Origin of the sequence: Candidatus Sphingomonas colombiensis (genome assembly GCA_029202845.1) — a bacterium.
GTDB classification, from domain to species: domain Bacteria; phylum Pseudomonadota; class Alphaproteobacteria; order Sphingomonadales; family Sphingomonadaceae; genus Sphingomonas; species Sphingomonas colombiensis.
This window is the reverse complement of record CP119315.1, coordinates 2,394,112-2,411,861: the sequence shown is the minus strand read 5'-3', so window position 1 is coordinate 2,411,861 and position 17,750 is coordinate 2,394,112. Positions and strand designations below refer to the sequence as shown.

General features: G+C 65.2%; 16 protein-coding genes. 4 read left to right on the top strand and 12 right to left on the bottom strand.

The window, feature by feature from the left end; all coding sequences use genetic code 11:
- The 5 genes from P0Y64_11665 to P0Y64_11645 form a co-directional block, all read right to left on the bottom strand.
- On the bottom strand, positions 1 to 873 hold the full coding sequence (locus tag P0Y64_11665) for an amidohydrolase family protein (GenBank protein WEK42049.1): 873 nt from the start codon (positions 871 to 873) through the stop codon (positions 1 to 3).
- 2 nt (positions 874 to 875) lie between these two features.
- Entirely contained in the window at positions 876 to 2,486 is a 1,611-nt protein-coding gene (locus P0Y64_11660) for an AMP-binding protein (protein WEK42048.1), read from the bottom strand.
- Between the two features lie 17 nt (positions 2,487 to 2,503).
- Positions 2,504 to 4,093 carry an AMP-binding protein gene (locus P0Y64_11655; protein ID WEK42047.1) on the bottom strand — a complete coding sequence of 530 codons (1,590 nt, stop codon included), beginning with the start codon at positions 4,091 to 4,093 and terminating at the stop codon, positions 2,504 to 2,506.
- A 115-nt stretch (positions 4,094 to 4,208) separates the two neighbouring features.
- Positions 4,209 to 5,081, bottom strand: a complete 873-nt coding sequence (locus P0Y64_11650; GenBank protein ID WEK42046.1) for an SDR family NAD(P)-dependent oxidoreductase — start codon at positions 5,079 to 5,081, stop codon at positions 4,209 to 4,211.
- Positions 5,082 to 5,115: 34 nt separating this feature from the next.
- On the bottom strand, positions 5,116 to 5,877 hold the full coding sequence (locus tag P0Y64_11645) for an SDR family NAD(P)-dependent oxidoreductase (GenBank protein WEK42045.1): 762 nt from the start codon (positions 5,875 to 5,877) through the stop codon (positions 5,116 to 5,118).
- A 108-nt stretch (positions 5,878 to 5,985) separates the two neighbouring features.
- Here P0Y64_11645 and P0Y64_11640 point away from each other — a divergent pair, with 108 nt between their 5' ends.
- From P0Y64_11640 to P0Y64_11630, 3 genes are read left to right on the top strand one after another with little or no spacing between them, the layout of a single operon-like run.
- Entirely contained in the window at positions 5,986 to 6,756 is a 771-nt protein-coding gene (locus P0Y64_11640) for an SDR family NAD(P)-dependent oxidoreductase (protein WEK42044.1), read from the top strand.
- Between the two features lie 54 nt (positions 6,757 to 6,810).
- Complete coding sequence (locus P0Y64_11635) at positions 6,811 to 8,496, top strand: FAD-dependent oxidoreductase (GenBank protein ID WEK45042.1); 1,686 nt, start codon at positions 6,811 to 6,813, stop codon at positions 8,494 to 8,496.
- Between the two features lie 17 nt (positions 8,497 to 8,513).
- Positions 8,514 to 9,326 carry an SDR family oxidoreductase gene (locus P0Y64_11630; GenBank protein ID WEK42043.1) on the top strand — a complete coding sequence of 271 codons (813 nt, stop codon included), beginning with the start codon at positions 8,514 to 8,516 and terminating at the stop codon, positions 9,324 to 9,326.
- 6 nt (positions 9,327 to 9,332) lie between these two features.
- On the opposite strand, the gene P0Y64_11625 is transcribed toward P0Y64_11630, so the two are convergent.
- The 5 genes from P0Y64_11625 to P0Y64_11605 form a co-directional block, all read right to left on the bottom strand.
- On the bottom strand, positions 9,333 to 10,340 hold the full coding sequence (locus P0Y64_11625; GenBank protein WEK42042.1) for an MBL fold metallo-hydrolase: 1,008 nt from the start codon (positions 10,338 to 10,340) through the stop codon (positions 9,333 to 9,335).
- A complete protein-coding gene (locus P0Y64_11620) occupies positions 10,337 to 12,493 on the bottom strand; it encodes an FAD-dependent oxidoreductase (protein WEK42041.1) in 2,157 nt (718 codons plus the stop codon). The genes P0Y64_11625 and P0Y64_11620 overlap by 4 nt, the downstream gene beginning before the upstream one ends.
- A 53-nt stretch (positions 12,494 to 12,546) precedes the next feature.
- A complete protein-coding gene (locus P0Y64_11615) occupies positions 12,547 to 13,170 on the bottom strand; it encodes a nuclear transport factor 2 family protein (protein ID WEK42040.1) in 624 nt (207 codons plus the stop codon).
- A gap of 87 nt (positions 13,171 to 13,257) precedes the next feature.
- The gene (locus tag P0Y64_11610; GenBank protein WEK42039.1) at positions 13,258 to 14,115 is read right to left on the bottom strand and encodes an SDR family NAD(P)-dependent oxidoreductase; all 858 of its coding nucleotides are present in this window, start codon (positions 14,113 to 14,115) and stop codon (positions 13,258 to 13,260) included.
- Complete coding sequence (locus P0Y64_11605) at positions 14,112 to 14,570, bottom strand: nuclear transport factor 2 family protein (protein ID WEK42038.1); 459 nt, start codon at positions 14,568 to 14,570, stop codon at positions 14,112 to 14,114. The genes P0Y64_11610 and P0Y64_11605 overlap by 4 nt, the downstream gene beginning before the upstream one ends.
- Before the next feature lie 118 nt (positions 14,571 to 14,688).
- Here P0Y64_11605 and P0Y64_11600 point away from each other — a divergent pair, with 118 nt between their 5' ends.
- Entirely contained in the window at positions 14,689 to 15,429 is a 741-nt protein-coding gene (locus P0Y64_11600; GenBank protein WEK42037.1) for an SDR family NAD(P)-dependent oxidoreductase, read from the top strand.
- Here the strand turns inward: P0Y64_11600 and P0Y64_11595 are convergent.
- Entirely contained in the window at positions 15,426 to 16,886 is a 1,461-nt protein-coding gene (locus P0Y64_11595; protein WEK42036.1) for an FAD-dependent oxidoreductase, read from the bottom strand. The genes P0Y64_11600 and P0Y64_11595 overlap by 4 nt on opposite strands.
- 38 nt (positions 16,887 to 16,924) lie before the next feature.
- Positions 16,925 to 17,740, bottom strand: a complete 816-nt coding sequence (locus P0Y64_11590) for a TIM barrel protein (protein ID WEK42035.1) — start codon at positions 17,738 to 17,740, stop codon at positions 16,925 to 16,927.
- Between the last annotated feature and the right edge of the window lie 10 nt (positions 17,741 to 17,750).

Genomic DNA, 17,750 nt, shown 5'->3' with positions numbered 1-17,750 from the left:
TCACTCTCCCAACCCAAAGACTTTAATGGCGTTCTCACGCAGGAATTTCGGCCAGACCTCATCCTTAAAGGGGACGTTCTCCATATCGGAAAAGATACGGTCGAGGCTCAGCCCCATCGGGAAGTAGCCCGCGTAGATGATCTTGTCCGCTCCGCGCGTGTTGGCGTAATTGATGATCGCCTTCGGATAATGTTTTGGTGCAAAGGCGCTGGTGGAATAATAGAGGTTCGGCCATTTCAGCATCAGCTTTACCGCCAGATCCTCCCATGGTTCCGCGCCATGTCGCATCACCACCTTCAGATCGGGAAAGAACCAGCACACTTCATCGAGATGCTCTACTTTCTGCGTCTCCATGGGGATGCGTGGACCGGGAATCCCGGCGTTGAGCAGGATCGGAATGCCAAGCTCCGCCGCACAGGTGTAGAGCGAGAACATATATTTGTGGTTGATCGCGACCTGCGGCAGCGTGCCGGCCGGGAATACGCTGATCGCGGAAATGCCCACTTCCTGATGCAGCCGCTTGATCCGCCGCACCTCATCCACCCCGTTATTGGGGTTGCTCGGCACATCGAAGAAGAAGCGATCGGGATAACGCTCTTTCGCGCGGCGCGATGTAGCATTGTCGTTCCAGCCAACCAGCGCCTTCTGAATGTTGAAGCGATCCATCTGATCGACCGTCCAGGAAACGAAATCGTCGACCTTGCCCGTCTCCGGGATGTCCTTGAACATATATTGCGCGGGCATCGCAAACTGATCGAGCGACTGCGCATCCTTCAGCAATGGCCGGAAGAACTGGAACCAGTCATCGCGATTTTCCGCCTCGGGGATGCCGAGCATGCAATCGATGATCTTGATGTCTTTGGGCATGGGCACGGTTACTGGTCTCCAGCTAGGTGCGGCCACATCGCGCGCAACCTGTTCTTGTCGATCTTGCCGATGGGATTGCGCGGCAGGGGCTCCATCGACACGCCGACGCGAACCGGCGCCTTGTAGCGCGCGAGATGCTCGCCGACGTGGTGCCGGATCTCATCCTCATCAAGCCCTTTGCCGACCACGACTGCGACGAGCCGTTCACCGAGCCGCTCATCGGGCATGCCAAATGCGGCGCACTCGCCAACCTCGGGAAGCAGGCTCATCACGCGCTCAACCTCGGCGCAATAGATGTTCTCCCCGCCGGAGATCACCATGTCCTTCTTACGATCGACGATGAAGATGTAATTCTCCTCGTCGACATAACCGATGTCGCCGGTGTGCATCCAACCGTCGGCGCTCAGCACCGCCGCGGTTTCTTCCGGCCGATTCCAATAGCCCTGCATCACGGTCGGCCCGCGCACGACGATCTCGCCCGCCTCGCCCGGCGGCAATTTCTCGCCATCAGGTCCTTCGATGCGCAGTTCGTACAAATCCATGACGCGTCCTGCCGAAGCGCGGCGGCGGAGATAGTCGTCGCCCACCGCCATCGCCACCGTGCCGGCCGTTTCGGTCATGCCATAGCCGGTGCCCATCGCGGCACCAGGGCAGAACTCGCGCATCGCATCGAGCAGGTTGATCGGCAGCGCCTGCCCGCCCGAGGCGATATTGGTGAGCGATGAAAGATCGGCCTCCGCGACTTTGGCCCGATGCAGCACATCCCACAGCATCGTCGGCACGCCGGTGAACATAGAGATGCGCTCCGCCGCGATCAGCCGCAGCGCCTCGTCGGCATCCCAGCGGCGCATGATCACCACCTTGCTGCCTGCGAGCAGCGGCGACAGGAACGCCGATACCAGCCCCGAAATGTGGAACAGCGGATAGACCAGCAACACCCCGGCCTGCGGGCGCCCGGCCATCAGTTGCTCGGGCGCGAGCCCCAGGCGCCGCGCGACATCGTGAAGCACCATCAGGCCGGAAAGCTGGACGCTCATCAACGCGGTGACCATGTTGCCATGCGTCAGCACCGCGCCCTTGACGCGCCCGGTCGTGCCGGAAGTGAACAGCACCGTCGCGGGATCATCAGGGCCGCGCGCGGGCGGCACGAAATCGGGCGCCCCCTCCAGCGGGAAATCCTTCGCCTGAAGTATCCGACCATCGAACCCGGATTGCTGCAACAATGCTGCACGCGCGCTGTCCGCGAGCACCAGTCGCGGCGAGCATTCCTCCACCGCCGCGCGCAGCTCTTCCGGCGCGCCCCGGCTGTTGACCAGCACCGCGACACCACCCGCGCGCATCACCGCAAGAAAGCCGATCATCCACGCAGCCCGATTGCGCATGCAGATCACCACGCGATCACCCGGCCCAATCGGCAGCACCGCCGCGAGCGCATCACGCCGCGCGAACACCTCGTCGTAAGTCAGCCGCGTCTCGCCCTCGACCACGAAGGTCGCGGAGCCATGCCGCCGCGCGCTTTCGATCAGCGCGTCGAGCGTTGGCGGCGCATTGATGAAGCGGCGCATGCCATCGCGCTCACCAATAGCGAACGGCATGTTCGGCGCGGTCAATTCAGTCAAAATGGGATCGGTTTTCGTCATGCGCGCCCTGCAAGCTCCGTGGCCCAGCGATAATCCTGTTTGCCGGCGGCCGAGCGTTTGACCGCATCAACCCACACCAGCGCCTTTGGCACCTTATATCCGGCAAGCTGCCGCTTAAGGTGCGTCGTCACCTCTTCGAACGAGGGTTCGGCCGCGCCATCGCGGCGGGAAACGATCCCCACCACACGCTCGCCCCAGCGCGAATTCTTCTGCCCCGCGACAACCGCGTCGAGGATTGCCGGATGGGTGCGAAGCGCCGTTTCCACCTCTTCGGGAAAGACCTTCTCTCCACCAGTATTGATGCAGGTGGCGCCTCGCCCGAACATCGTGATCCGGCCGTCGGGATCGATGCGCCCGCTATCGCCGCTCACCGCCCACAATTTTCCTTCGATCGTGCGGAAGGTTTCGGTCGTCTTCACCGGATCGCCGAAATAGCCGACCGGTGTATGGCCGCTTCGCGCTATCAGCCCAATCTCGCCCACCGCAGCGAAGCGATCACCGATCACGACCTGCTGGTTCTCATTCGCGGGCAGCCGCATCACGCCCTCGGCGCTCGCCTCCGCCATTCCCGAAATGCCGGTCTCCGTGGAGCCCATGCCGTCGGTGATCGACGCATGTGGCGGCAGCTTCGCCTTGATATCGGCCTTCAGATGCGCGGAGAACACCGCGCCGCCCGATCCAAAGTTGACCACGGACTGGAGGTTCCAGCGATCGGGATTGGCATAAAGCGCGTCGCGCAGCGGCACCGCCATCGCATCGCCGACGATCGCGATGATATTGACCTGTTCGCGCTCCACCTTGTCCCAGATCGCGACGGGATCGAAACCACGGATCGGATCGAGCACCACCGTCACGCCGGCGAGCAGCGCGGACCATGTCCCCCAGGTCGCCGCACCATGCATCAGCGGCGCGATCGGGAACATGCGCAGCGGATGCCCCTCACGCGCACGGTCGGCGATTTCCTCCGGCGCGGCGATCGGGCCGGCCGGATGAAAATGCCCCCCGCCACCGAGGCAGGCGAACAGAAACGCCTTGTGCGGCCACATCACGCCCTTAGGCATGCCGGTGGTGCCGCCGGTGTAGATCAGGACGAGATCGTTTTCATCGCGCTCGAACCCAGCGCGCGGCGAAGTATCGAGCAAATCCTCGTAGCGCTCTGAACCCTCTAGATCCGCGCCCGAACCATCCTCCACCGCGATCGAGACCTTGAGCGCGGGCAGCTTCGCACGAATCTCTCGCAGCACCGGGCTGAATTCCGCGCCATGGATCACGGCCGCCGCGCCGGCATTGTCCAGCATGTAGCGCAGCTCTTCGGCGCGATAGCGGTAGTTGATGTTGAACGGCGTAGCACCGCATTTCATCGCGGCGAGGAAGCCCTCGAGATACTCCGGCCCGTTCATCAGATAGAGGCCGACGGTCGCCCCGCGACCGACACCGCGATCCGCCAGCGCCGCCGCGAGACGGTCGGCGCGGGCGTTGAATTCGGCGAAGCTGATCGCGCCACCGTCATGCTTGATCGCGATTCGATCCCCAACTGCGCCAGCGACGATCTCGAACAAATCGGCAAGGTTAAACTGCGCGACCATAATCCTCTCTCACTTCGTGAGCGCGATGGTTTTTTCCATCACTGTTCTGATTTGCGTAGCTTTGTGTCTCACATACTACGCATTCGCGCAAGGGCTATCCGATCGGCCGGCGGATTCAATAGACCGCGGCCGGATTGGGCGTCGGCGGATTGCCCAGCATCTCGCGATAGGACGGGCGATCATTGCCGCGATCAGTGATGCCAAGCTCCCGCGCGACCTCCGCCGCGATCAGCGTTCGCCCCGAATAGTCGGCGCCGCGTGACTCGGCGGCAAGCGCATAGAGGATGTGCGCGGTGAATTCGGGGTTCTCCGCCGTGGCGATGAAATCCTTATACTGTTCCGGATTGGTCTGGCTCGCGATTGCCGAGCGCTCGGTGAGTAGCGGCCCCATCCAGATCGATACGGTGCGCACGCCGGTGCCGCGCAGATCATGCTCCATATCGTGAGCGAATTTGTCGATCCCGGCCTTTTGCGCCCCATAAGCCGGGCCGTGCATGTAACAGCTGGCGCCGAACGAAGAGCCGAAACCAATCAACCCACTGCCCTGCCTCACCATCATCTTCGCCGCATGCCAGCTTGCGACATAGGCGGAACGCAGCCCGACATCGAGGATACGCGCGGCATCCAGCTCCTTCTCCCAGAAGGGTTTCTTCTCGATCAACTGATGGTGGATATAGGCGGCGTTGTTGACCAGAATGTCGAGCCGACCCTGCTCGCGCTCGATTTGCTCGAACAACAGCGCGACCTGTGCGTCATCGGCATGATCGCAGACAACCGGGATGCCGAGCCCGCCTGCCTTCGTCACTTCCGCTGCGGTTTCGGCAACCGTGCCCGGCAACACCGTGCCGTCCCAGCCGCGTGCGTCGCCGGGCGCGATGGTGCGGCCCGTGACGTAAACCGTCATGCCTTTTTCACCGAGCCCGCGCGCGATGCCGCGCCCCGCACCACGGCTTGCGCCGGTTACCAGCGCGATTTTCGGTTCCGTCATCCAATCCACTCCTTGTTCTTTTTGTTATCCGGCCTCAGCCGAAATTCGCCTGTCCACCGTCGAGCGGCACGATCGCCCCGGTAAGATAGGCCATGTCCGGCGAGCAGAGGGCCACGACCGCCCGGCCGATATCTTCTTCCAGACGCCCGACGCGGCCAAGCGGGATGGTACGGAAGAATGCCTCAGCCTCCTCCGGGTTGTTCTTCATCCACCATTTCAGGCCGGGCGATTCGGCGTGCGGCGCGATCGACAGCGCCCGGATGCCTTCGCGTCCCCATTCGGCCGCCGCCGCGCGGGTCAGCGCGTGGATTGCTTTCTTGACCGCAGCATAGGGACCATAACCCGCCATATCCCAGCGCACCGATGCCGAGGATATGAGGTTGATGATGACGCCCCCGCCCCGCGCGACGAGATGCGGATGGACCAGCTTCATCAGCCGGTGCGTCGCCAGCGGGCCGGATTCGAACCCGGCGAGGAACGCCTCGTCGGCGACGTCCATCAATTTACCCATCGGCACTTCCTGGGCATTGTTGACCAGCACATCGAGCCCGCCCAGACGCGCAACCGTTTCATCGACCATCCGCGCGAGATCAGCCGGATCCTTTACATTGCAGGCGAGCGGGATCGCGGTGCCGCCGCGCTCCTCGATCAGCGCGCAGGTGCGTTCCAGCTTTTCCACGGTGCGACCGCTGACTGCCACTGCGGCGCCTTCGCTCGCCAATGCCAGCGCGATTCCCTGGCCGACGCCCTGCCCCGCCCCGGTGACCAACGCCACCTTTCCGGTCATGACTCCCATCCTCATCCCTCCAGATTCGTAAGTTTATTCGCTATCACTTACGCATGACGTTGACAAATTACCATTCACACCCACAGAATGCGTGAAAGTTTTCGAGAGGATACATCAATGAGCCAGGATTTCGCCGGGCGCGTCGCGATCATTACCGGCGGCAGCGACGGCATCGGGCGGGCCACCGCCCGGCTACTCGCAAAACGTGGCGCTACAGTCGTAATCTGTGCGCGTCGTCCAGAAAAGCTGGAAGAGGCCCGCGCCGAAATCGCGGCAGAGGGCAAGGTCGAGGCAGTGCAACTCGACGTCTCCGACGAGGGCGCCTTCACCCAGTTGATCGAGGATGTCGCCGCGCGTCACGGGCGGCTCGACATGCTCGTCAATAACGCCATGTCGGTGCATTATGCCCCAATCAGCAAGCTCACGCTGGAGCATTGGCGCAAGGATTTCGCGGTCAATGCCGATGCGGTGTTCGTCGGCACCAAGGCCGCGATGAAGATCATGATGGCGGCGGGGCGTGGCTCGATCGTCAATATCTCCTCCTCCTGCGGCATCCGCGCGGCGCCGTACATGTCCAGCTATTCCGCATCGAAGGCGGCGCTGATCCAGTTCACCGCCGTCGCCGCGATGGAGGCGGGGCGCTCTGGCGTGCGCGTCAATGCGATCGTCCCCGGTCAGGTTCAAACGCCGGGCACCGAGGATTTCGCGGCCAAGGCCCCCGACACCGCCGCCAGAACGGCGGAGGCGATCCCAATGGGACGCGGCGGCCAGCCCGATGAGCTGGCGGAGGCGATCATCTTCATGCTTTCCGATGCCGCGAGCTATATCACCGGCACCGCGCTTCCGGTTGACGGCGGCAAGGCCGCGCAGCTCTACCTGCCATCGTAATCAGAGCCGTCGCGGCGCATGCCGGCGGTCGACAATGATAAAAAGGTGAACGCAATGGGGTGGGATAAGGAAGTCGACGTGGTCGTCGTCGGATCAGGCGCCGGGGGCCTGCTTTCCGCGCTGGTCGCTGCGCACAGCCACGCCGACGTCCTGGTGATCGAGAAGGAAAAGCTGTGGGGTGGCACCTCCGCCACCTCCGGCGCGGGGATATGGATTCCCGCAAGCGATCAGGCGGCTGCTGCGGGCTTTCACGACAATGTCGATGATGCCTTCACCTATGTTCGCGGGCTTTCGGCGGACAATGTGCCCGATGCCAATATCCGCGCCTATGTCACCAATGCTGCATCAATGCTGCGCTGGATCGGCGAGCATACGCCGATCGATTATCACGCCTTCCCCTATCCCGATTACCATGCCGAAAACCCCGGCGGCAGCCCGACCGGATATCGCACGCACATGCCTTTGCCGATCGACGGCAGGCAACTCGGCCGCGATGTGGAGACACTGCGCTTCGCGTCACCAGCAGCGAGCCTGTTCGGCTATCTCAACTGGCATTTCGACGAAACCTATATGCTGCTGTTCCGCGCGCCGGGCTGGCAGATGCATCTCGGCAAATCGCTGGCGCGCTACTGGTTCGATCTCCCCTTCCGTCTGCGCTCGCGCAAGGATCGGCGGTTGACGCTTGGCAACGCACTGGTCGGCGGGCTGCGGATCGCGCTGAACGCGCGCAACGTGCCGGTGTGGCTCGAAACGCCGATGAGCGAGCTGATCGAGGAAGACGGGCGCGTCGCCGGCGTCGTGGTGCAGCATGAGGGCCGCGCGATACGCATCCGCGCTCGGCGCGGCGTGGTGCTCGCGGCGGGCGGGTTCGACAAGAACCAGGCGATGCGCGACAATTATGCGCCAAGCTATCCGCGCGCTCTGTTCAGCGGTGGCACTTCCGGCAACACCGGAGACTCCATCCGCGCGGGGATGGCGGCGGGCGCGGCGACGATGAACATGCAATCGGCATGGGCCGCGCCTGTGTTCTACGTGCCGGGCGAGGATCGCGGCCGGCTTTCAACGATCGAGCGCGCGCTGCCCGGCTGCATCATGGTCAACCAGTCGGGGGAGCGCTATCTCAACGAGGCGGCGTCCTATCATATCGTCGGACAGCAGATGGCCGCGCGCCAGCGCGAGCATGGCGATGCCGATCCGAGCTGGATGATCTTCGATCACAGCTTCCGTCACAAATATCCGATGGGCCCGCTGCTCCCGCTCGTGCCCGATCGCCTGCAATCAAAGGGCGTGCGCAAGATCATGCGTAAGGGCCGCACGATCGAGGAGCTGGCTGGCAAGATCGGCGTCGATCCGGCGAAACTCGCCGCCACGGTCACACGCTTCAACGGCAACGCCGCAAAAGGGACGGATCCCGATTTCCACCGCGGCGATGCGGCCTATGACAAGATGTACGGCGACGCGCGCGTTACGCCCAATCCATCGCTGGCGCCGATCGTCAAAGGCCCGTTCTACGCCTTCCCGATCCACCCCGGCGATATAGGCACCAACGGCGGCCTACTCACCGACGAACGCGCCCGCGTGATCGATCGCGAGGGACAGCCGATCGCCGGCCTCTATGCGGTGGGCAATAACGCGGCATCGGCGATGGGTGAGAGCTATCCTGGCGCCGGCGTCACGATCGGGCCGGCGCTGACCTTCGGATACATTGCGGCGCGCGACATGACCGGCGCCAACAACTGACCACAAGGACGAACATCATGGCAGGACGGCTTCAAGGGCGCGGTGCGATCGTCACCGGCGCGGGGCGCGGCATCGGGCGCGCGATCGTCGAGCGACTGACTGCGGAGGGCGCGCAAGTCGCCGCACTCGATCTCAATCTCGATGACGCGCGCGCTTCCGGCGGCGCGCTGGCGATCCGTTGCGATGTGAGCGACAGCGCGTCGGTCGCGGCGGCGGTGCGTGAGGCGCGTGCAGCGTTCGGCCGGCTCGATATCGCGGTGAGCAACGCCGGGATCGGCGCCGCACCGGGCGACGGCAGCGAGCCATTCTACGCCGGCATGGCAGAGCGCAACGCGCAGATCGCAGCGGGTGAGAAACCCACCGCGTTCGCGGATCAGCTGATCCATATGGAGGATGCAGGTTGGCGCGGCGTGATGGCGGTCAATCTCGACGGCGCCTTTTTCCTTGCGCGTGAGTTCGTTCGCGCGCTGGCGGCCGATAAGGCGAGCGGCACGATCGTCAACATCAGCTCGACCAGCGCGCAATCGGGCGAAGGCTCGCCACATTATTGTGCTTCCAAGGCCGCAGTGATCGGGCTGACCCGTCAGCTAGCACGCGAGCTTGCCCCGCGCGGCATCCGCGTCAACGCGGTCGCGCCGGGGCCGACCGACACGCCAATCATGCAGGGCATCCCGGCCGAGTGGATCACCTCGATGGAAGCCGCCGTGCCGCTCGGGCGGCTGGCGCGGCCGGCGGAGATCGCAGCCGCCGTCGCCTATCTCGCCAGCGAAGATGCGAGCTTCGTCACAGGTTCGGTGCTGGTCGCGAACGGCGGCAGCTGCTTCTTCTGACCGCGCTCAGGCGGCGGCGAACCACGTCACGCCGTCGTGCATCTCGCGGGTCGTGCGCCCGTCATGCTCCAGCCGGTGGAGATGCGCGAGCGTCTCCCCGGTCGCCATCTCGATCATCTCGGCACCGACCTCGCGCCGGAACAACGCCGGAAAACAATCCACCACGCGGCGTGGCTCGGCGAGCAGCGCGTGTAGCCGATCGAGCCGGCGATGATGCCCCATCGCGATCGCATCGAGCCGCGCGTGCAGTCCGTGGAACGGATCGCCGTGCCCCGGCAGCACCAGCAGGTCGCCATCGAGCAGCCGCAGCCGCTCGATCGAGGCCAGCCAGTCGCCGAGCGGATCGCCCTCCGGCTCGCTCAACGTGACCGAGACGTTGGGGCTTACGGCGGGCAGCACCTGATCGCCCGCGATCAGCACGCCCGCGTGCTCATCGAGCAGACAGGCGTGTTCGGGGCTATGCCCGCTTCCCACGACGACACGCCACTCCGCCCCGCCGAGCGCGATGCGGTCACCGTCCGCGATGCGGCGGAAGCTCTGTGGCGGCGGGCTGACGAATGCCCCGAACTGACTCCACCCGCGCATCGATCGCGCGATCTGCGCGTCATCCCAGCCGGCGGCGCGCCAATAATCGGCGATCTCCTCCGGCGCCACGCGCGATCCCGCGACGAAATGATAGAGCGACAACCACTCGACACGCGTCATCACCAGCGGCGCACGATATTCGCGACACAGCCAGCCGGCGAGCCCGCTGTGATCGGGGTGATAATGAGTGCAGATCACCTGCGTCACACGCCGCCCGGCGATCGCTGCAGCCCAGCCGTCGCGCGTCGCATCATCCTGATAGCCGGTGTCGACGATCGCCACGCCGCCATCGTCGTCGAGCAGCCAGCAGTTCACATGCTGCAATGGGCCGGGCACCGGAACACGCCGCCAGTGCACGCCGGGGGAAACGGTGATCACCTCATCCGGCGTGGGCGAACGCCCCTCGAAGGGATAATGCAATACGGTCAAAGCGCCACGGCTTCGGCATGCTGCGGCGACAGGATCGCCTCCACCGCGCCCGCCGCACCACGCATCGCGCCCTCGATATAGGTGACGCCGGTGCAATCGCCGATCGCATGAACGTCGAACCCTTCCGCGCGCAACGCATCGGCCAGCGCTTCGTCGCCCGTCGCTCCCTTGGCGACGATCACATGATCGGCGCGCGGACGTTGCACCTCGCCATTTGCATCGGTGAAGGTGACGGCGCCCGGCTCGATGCGGATATCCGCCGCCTTGGGGAACATCGCGACCCCATGTTCCTTCAGTTCTTCAAGCAGCCGCATCCGCCGCACGACCGTCAGCCCCGCGCCGAAGCGCGGCGCGTCGTCCACCACCGTCACCGTCCGCCCGCGTTCGAGCAGGAATTCGGCCAGCTCCAGCCCGACCAGTTCGCCGCCGACGATCACGACATGATCGCCCAGCGGCATCCACTGATGCGTCGCCTTGCGTACGAAATCGAGATTGGCGGTTAGTCCTGTCGCCGCGCCCACCCTGGTCGCGATGCGCGTGGCGAAGCTCGTCTTACGCTTCAATTCATCGGAGCTTTCGCCGAGCATCAGCTTGCGCATGTCGTCGCCGGACAAGACGTTGGGCAGATCGCCGCCGGGGATCGGGGGCATCCCGCGCCGCGCGCCGGTCGCGACGATCACCGCATCGGGGCGCAATTCACGCAGCAGCGCCGGCGTGGCGGGCGTGTTGAGCCGGACATCGGCACCCGACGCCGCGACCTGCCGCTGAAGCCAATCGAGCAACCGCTCGTTCGCGGGATAAGCGAGCGAGGCGAAACGCAATGTCCCGCCAAGCCGCGCGCCGGCTTCCAGCAGGATCACTTCCTGCCCCTTCTCACGCAGCCGCCGCGCCGATTCCATGCCCGCCGGGCCGCCACCGATCACCACGACGCGCTTCGACGGCGCGGACGCAAGATCGCGGTGCAGATATTCGAACCCCGTTTCAGGATTCACCGCACAGCGCAGCGGATCGCCGAGATAGATCGCGCTGATGCAGGTGTAGCAATAGATGCACGGCAGCACCTCTTCCGGTCGCCCCGCCGCGAGCTTGTTGGGCAGATGCGGATCGGCGAGCAGCTTGCGCCCCATCGATACGAAATCGAGCGAGCCATCCGCGATCGCCGCATCGCCCACCTCCGGCTCGATCCGGCCGGAGGCGATGACAGGCACTTTGACCGCCGCCTTGATCCGACGCGCGAACGGAATGTTGAGCCCCGGCTCGTGCGGCGTATGCGAACCCGAATGAAGCTTCGCCTGACCATTGTCGTGATAGGCAGAGACGGTGATGGCATCGGCGCCGGCGGCTTCGACCATTCGCGCCGTCTCGATCGCATCCTCGATCGTGATGCCGCCCTTCTTGCCGATTTCACGCGAATCGAGCTTGCACCAGATCGGGAAATCCGGCCCGACGGATTCACGCATCGCGCGGATCACCTCGAGCAGGAAACGCACGCGATTCTCCAGCGGACCGCCATATTCGTCGGTGCGCCGGTTCGACTTGGGCGAGATGAACGAGGACAGAAGGTAGCCGTGGCCGCCATGGATCTCGACACCGTCGAAGCCCGCGCGTTTCGCCCGATCCGCCGCCGCCGCGAACTGACCGGTCACCAGCCGGATGTCCTCGACCGTCATCACCTTCAGCTCGACGCCCTTTATGCGTCCGAATGGCGCCGACATCAGCTCTTCGATCAGGAACGTAGCGGTAAAATCGCCGGTCGGCGCTTCTGGCGGCGACGGGCACCAAAGCGGGCGGCCGGCGACCATATCCGCCATCGCGCCAAGCCCGCCATGATGAAGCTGCGGCACAATCCTGGCGCCGTGCGCATGTGCCGCGTCCGCCAGCGCCTTCAGCCCCGGTATGAAGCGATCGTCGGAAATGGCGATTTGCGCATCTTCACTCGCGCCGGCCGGCCACGCCACGCCCGCGACGCCCGTGATGATCAGGCCAACGCCGCCGCGCGCCTGCTCCGCGTGATAGGCGATGAGCCGATCGCCGCACTGGCCATCCTCTTCGCCGAGGCTGGCGCCCATCGCGGTTACGGCGATGCGATTGCGCAATTCCATCCGGCCGATCCGGCCGGGCGAAAGCAGGTGCGGGAAGCTATTGGCGGTCATTGCGATCCTTGTCCTATCCTCTCGTGCCGGCCGACATGCGCGGCCAGCCGTATTCAATCCGCCCGCACCTTCACGCGCGGCGCGGCATTGCCCCGGCGCATCGCGTTGATGAAACCATCGAGCGGTGCGGGCGGCGGGACCGGCGCGGCACTATCACCGGCGCGCGCCCAGAATTCCTCGTAGCTCGGAAACAGTTTGTGGAAATTGCCCTCCGCCCAATCGGTGCCCGGCCAGCGCATCTTGTTCGCGCCGATCGGCGGTTTGTTGAGATCGGTGGCGTACCAATAAAGCGGCAAGCGGCGCGCGAAATGCCAGCGCCCGTCGATGCGGACATAATCGTCGACATACATCATCTGCATGATGACCCATTCGTCGCCGGTTTCATGCTCGTTCTTGGAATAGACGATGCCATGCGCGTGATCGGGGTCATCGAACTCGATGATATGGCCGCCGATATGATGCGAGGTGCCGGTGAACGGCGAACGCAACGTGCGATCCATATAGGCGCGCAGCGCGGCGCGGCCGCTTGCATCCTTGCCGACACGCACGTCAGCCGGAAACAACGAGACCATCGCATCCATGTCACGCATGTCGAGCGCCAGCGCATATCTGGCCGGGAGCTGCCGGATCTGGTCCAGCGACTCCAAGCGGTCGATACGGGATTCCAGATCCGGCAAGGTCAATCTCCAGCCATTAACATTACGCGTTTTGTTATGTTCGACAACAAATAGTCGCCAAATGCGTATTCATTATTGCCGTTGTTACTAAGCGGCGACCTGCTCCGAATGCAGCCGCTGACCATCCAGCGCGCGGATCGGAATCCCCAGCTCTTCCAGCAGTGGCAGGCTGACCGCGATGCGGCCGGACAATTCGTCCGCCGGACGCGAGCAAAGCGCCAGCGCGGCCTCGGCCATCGCCTCGACCGGCTCGAGATGATCCCGCTCGTCCCATCCGCCGACTTCCAGCGCGCCCTCGCTCGCCACCGCGCCGACCGGGGCCAGCGTATTGATCGCGACGCCCGTGCCCGCGAGTTCCGCCGCCATGCCAGCCGACATGCGCTCAAGCGCCGCCTTGGTAGAGCCGTACAGCGTCGGGCTGCCCTGTTGGTGGAACTCGAAATAGCGATCGGCCGGATCGAACGGCGCTGGGCGTGGCAACAGCGATGTGCCGCTGGAGATGTTGAGGATCCAGCCCGCGCCCTGCCCCTTCATCACCGGCACGGCGGCCGCCGCGATTTCCAGCGGCGCGAAATAATTGATCTCGAACGCGAGATGCGCGTGGCGCGGCTGCTGCTGCCAGATCGGGCCAAAACGGGCCCAGGCGGCGTTGTTGACGACGATATCGACGCGGCCGAATTGCGCCAGCACCTCCGGGATGATCCGGGCGCGATCGGCGGCATCGCCAAGATCGATGCGCAGCGCATGGCACTCACCGCCGGCCGCACGGATGCGCTCCACCGTCTCGGCGAGCGATCCCGGCAGCTTGCCGTCCGGCTCCAGCGTACGGGCGACCGCAACCACGCGCGCGCCCTCCGCCGCGAACCGCGCCGCAATGCCCGCGCCGATCCCGCGGCTCGCACCGGTGACGACCGCCACCTTCCCCTTGAGCGCGCCGCCGCTCATGCCGCGCTATCCGTCGTATCGAACATTCCCGTCGTCCTTCCCATGATGCTCACCGCCGGTTGCCCGGCCGCATCCACCGTCTGAACCAGCCCGTACGTCTGGCGCGAACGCGTTTCCGCGATCCACCAGCGGCCATCCTGTTTCACGTAGATATCGTCATACTCCACGCCCATCTGCGTCAGCGTGCGCGCGGCGAGATTGATGTTGAGAAACAGCAGCGACCATGATCCGCGCGCGCGGCCTTCATCCTCGAAGCTGATCACCCCATTGGCCGCGTGGTGGACATCGAACACGCCCGGCGCGCAGCCCAATTGCGCATAGACTGCCACGAACGGCGCGCGATCCTCGAACAGCGGAAAGCCCTCGAACGCGATCACCGCACCATGCGGCAACAGGGTATCGCGGACGGCTTCGGGATCCTTGGCATCGCAGGCACGCAGATAGCGCGCTTTCAAATCGCGAATCGCCCTATCCGCCTCCAGGCACGCAATCCGGCTCTCCAGAGTGTTTTTTGGTGTCATTGCGTAGAATTGTGCCTAGGATCACTACGCAAATCAAGAGCGGAGGGGATCAATGCGTTTTGCCGGAAAGAAAGTGCTGATCACCGGGGCAGCATCGGGCATCGGACGTGCCACCGCGCTGCGCTTCGCCGCCGAAGGCGCGGAACTGACGATCGGCGATATCGACCAACGCGGGCTGGACGAAACCGCCGCCGCAATCGCGCGCCCGGTGCGGGTGCATCGCTATGACGCGAGCGATACCCCGTCCTGCCAGACGCTGGTCGCCGCCGCCGCGCGAGACGGGCTGAACGTATTGTGCAACATCGGCGGGATGCTCGATTGGGGGCCAACGATCGATTTCGACGAGGCGCGGTTCGAACGGGTGCTGCGCGTCAATCTGTTCAGCGTCTTCGCCCTGTGCCGCGCCGCCCTTCCACATCTCGTCAAATCGCGTGGGTCGATCGTCAACATGGCGTCCACCGCCGGGCTGTCGGGCATCCCCTATAGCCTCGCCTATGCCGCGTCGAAACATGGAGTGGTGGCGATCACCAAGTCGCTCGCGGTGGAGTTCGCCGCACGCGGCGTGCGCGTCAACGCGGTGTGCCCGGGGCAGGTCAACACCAACATGGGCAACGCCGCGCCGCCGGCAGGCGACATCGACTGGTCTTTGATGATGCGCCACGCGCCAAAGCTGGACGGCGGCGCGGCCGAGCCGGAGGATATCGCCGCGACGGTTGCCTTCCTCGCCTCCGACGAGGCGCGCAAGATCAGCGGCGCGACGCTGGCGGTGGATGGCGCGCAGCTCGCGGGTTAGCTGCCCGCGGCCGCCCGCCCCGCGCGGCGGCCGAAGAAGGTGCAATCGGCAAGGCTCAACCCTGAGCTATAGCCATGCCCCCATGCCGGCAGCCCCGACGTGCAGCGCCCGGCCGCATATAGCCCCGCGATCGCCTGGCCGCCGCGATCGAGCACCTCTCCCTCGATCGAGGTACGCAGCCCGCCAAGCGTGAAGTGCGAGAAATAGCTCGCCTGAAAGTTCAGCTCCAGCGCGACGAACGGCCCCTGATCGAGCGCGGTGAGGATCGGTGCCCGCTTGTCGAACAGCGGATCACGGCCATCGCGCGCGTGGCGATTGTAGAACGCCATGGTCGCGGCGAGCGTGCCTTCCGGCATCTCCAGCTCGCGCTCCACCTCGTCCCACGTATCGCCCGTGCCGGCGATGCTCATCCGCGCGAAATCGGGCGGTTGCTGGAAATGCGCGCTGTCCAGCAACAGATAGACGCGGTCGCCCGGCTGATCGATCATGCAGCGGCTCACCCGGCCGTGATAGCAATCCTCGTTGATGAAGCGCTGGCCCTGGATGTTGACGAACACGCCCTGCGCGTGGCTTTCCGGCATGGTCCACGGGCAGGTGACGAAGAACTGATCCATGTGGATCGCATCGCCCCCCGCCGCCATGCCGAGATTGATCCCGGAGCCATCGTCCTTGTCGCCGATCGGATCGGCGATCTTCGCGGTAAGCGGCGCGTATCGCTTGAGCATATCCGGGTTGAGCACGAAGCCGCCCGTGGCGAGCACCACGCCATGCCGCGCACGGACGAAGCGCGCACGATTATCCACGCGCATCACAGCGCCAATCACCCGCTCGCCGTCGCGTATCAGCGCCAGCGCGCGCGCGTCGGTCACCACCTCGACACCCAGCGCACGGACACGCGCTTCGAGCACGTCGACCAGTTTGCGGCCGCCGCCCCAGCCTGTGAACTGGATCACATGCCCGCGCGGCGCGGGCTTCGCCGCATTACAAAACGGCGCGGCCGCTTCGCTGCCTGACCAGATCAGCGTATCGTCGGTCATCGGCTCGATCAGCTTGCCGGGCAGATAGGTGCCTTTGTACGGCACCCCCTGCGCCTTCAGCCATGCGTAGTGATCGAGCGCGCCGGCGGCATAAGCATCGCATTTCGCCTCATCCGCGCACGGGCCGCCCGCCATCTTGAGATAGGTCGCGAAATCCTCGGTGCTGTCCGCGAAGCCATTGGCGCGCTGCACATCGGTGCCGCCGCCGCCGCCGATATAGATTTCGCCGCCCGACAGGCCGGAAGCGCCCCCGCTGCCCGAATTGCGCTCAAACAATATGACAGACCCGCCCGCCTCGGCCGCGCCGATCGCCGCGCAGGCACCGGCAGCGCCGAAACCGATCACGATCACATCGGCCTCGTCATCCCATTGCGGCACGGCCGCCGCCGGGACGGTGCGATGCAGTGAGAAATCAGCCATGCGCAAACCCGCCGATCATATATTCCCCTCCGGCCATTTCATTCCTGATCTTCGTCCAGCGCCGCCCGCGTCGCCGCCACCGCACGGCGGGCACGATCGAAGGCCGATCGCCCGGCCTCCAGCGCGGATTGGCGCGGCACTTCGATGCTCACCGGGCAATCCGGCGCGAGCGCGGCGACGAAGTTTGCAAGATCGAACGCGCCGTCGCCCGGCAATTGCCGCTCCATCCCGGCTTCCCACTCGATACGCTCGCTGGCGATGGCGAGCGGCCCGTCGCTGAGCTGCGCGATGCGGATGCGGCGATCGGCAAGCAGCGGCAGTGCGCCCGGCATCTCGCCCGCCCGAACGACGTGGAGCAGATCGAGCGTCACCCCGATATCCGTGCGCCCCGCCGCATCGACCAATGCCAGCGCCTCGGCCAGCGATCGCACCTGCGACGGCGGATAGAATTCGACCGCCAGCTCGATGCCGTAGCCGTGCGCCAGGTCCGCCAGCGCCGCCAGCTTCTCAACCCGCCGCACCGCGTCGCGATCGTAGCATAGCACGTTGGCGAGCCGTCCGCCGAGCCATGCCGCCGTCTCCAGCGCCGGCTCGAACGCGGCGACATCGGTGCGCCCCGCCAGCGTGAAGGGATAGACGAGATCGAGCGTCACCCCGCCCGCGCGCATCGCGTCTCGCGTCGCGCGACGCTCCGGCGTGTCACCGATCAGCGCGAAATCCGGCATTGCCGGCAGCACCGCCATCGGATGGAGGAACAGGCACATGCCCGCGCACCCCGTCCGCGCCGCAAGCTCGGCAAGCTGCGACGGGGTGGTATCGACGACCGTGATATGGTCAAGCGACAGGCGGCGCATATCGCTCGCC

Excerpts from the sequence above, each read along its gene's own strand:
- P0Y64_11655 (WEK42047.1), bottom strand. The coding sequence starts at position 4,093 with ATGGTCGCGCAGTTTAACCTTGCCGATTTGTTCGAGATCGTCGCTGGC.
- P0Y64_11650 (WEK42046.1), bottom strand. The coding sequence starts at position 5,081 with ATGACGGAACCGAAAATCGCGCTGGTAACCGGCGCAAGCCGTGGTGCG.
- P0Y64_11645 (WEK42045.1), bottom strand. The coding sequence starts at position 5,877 with ATGGGAGTCATGACCGGAAAGGTGGCGTTGGTCACCGGGGCGGGGCAG.
- P0Y64_11640 (WEK42044.1), top strand. The coding sequence starts at position 5,986 with ATGAGCCAGGATTTCGCCGGGCGCGTCGCGATCATTACCGGCGGCAGC.
- P0Y64_11635 (WEK45042.1), top strand. The coding sequence starts at position 6,811 with ATGGGGTGGGATAAGGAAGTCGACGTGGTCGTCGTCGGATCAGGCGCC.
- P0Y64_11630 (WEK42043.1), top strand. The coding sequence starts at position 8,514 with ATGGCAGGACGGCTTCAAGGGCGCGGTGCGATCGTCACCGGCGCGGGG.
- P0Y64_11620 (WEK42041.1), bottom strand. The coding sequence starts at position 12,493 with ATGACCGCCAATAGCTTCCCGCACCTGCTTTCGCCCGGCCGGATCGGC.
- P0Y64_11610 (WEK42039.1), bottom strand. The coding sequence starts at position 14,115 with ATGAGCGGCGGCGCGCTCAAGGGGAAGGTGGCGGTCGTCACCGGTGCG.
- P0Y64_11600 (WEK42037.1), top strand. The coding sequence starts at position 14,689 with ATGCGTTTTGCCGGAAAGAAAGTGCTGATCACCGGGGCAGCATCGGGC.
- P0Y64_11595 (WEK42036.1), bottom strand. The coding sequence starts at position 16,886 with ATGGCTGATTTCTCACTGCATCGCACCGTCCCGGCGGCGGCCGTGCCG.
- P0Y64_11590 (WEK42035.1), bottom strand. The coding sequence starts at position 17,740 with ATGCGCCGCCTGTCGCTTGACCATATCACGGTCGTCGATACCACCCCG.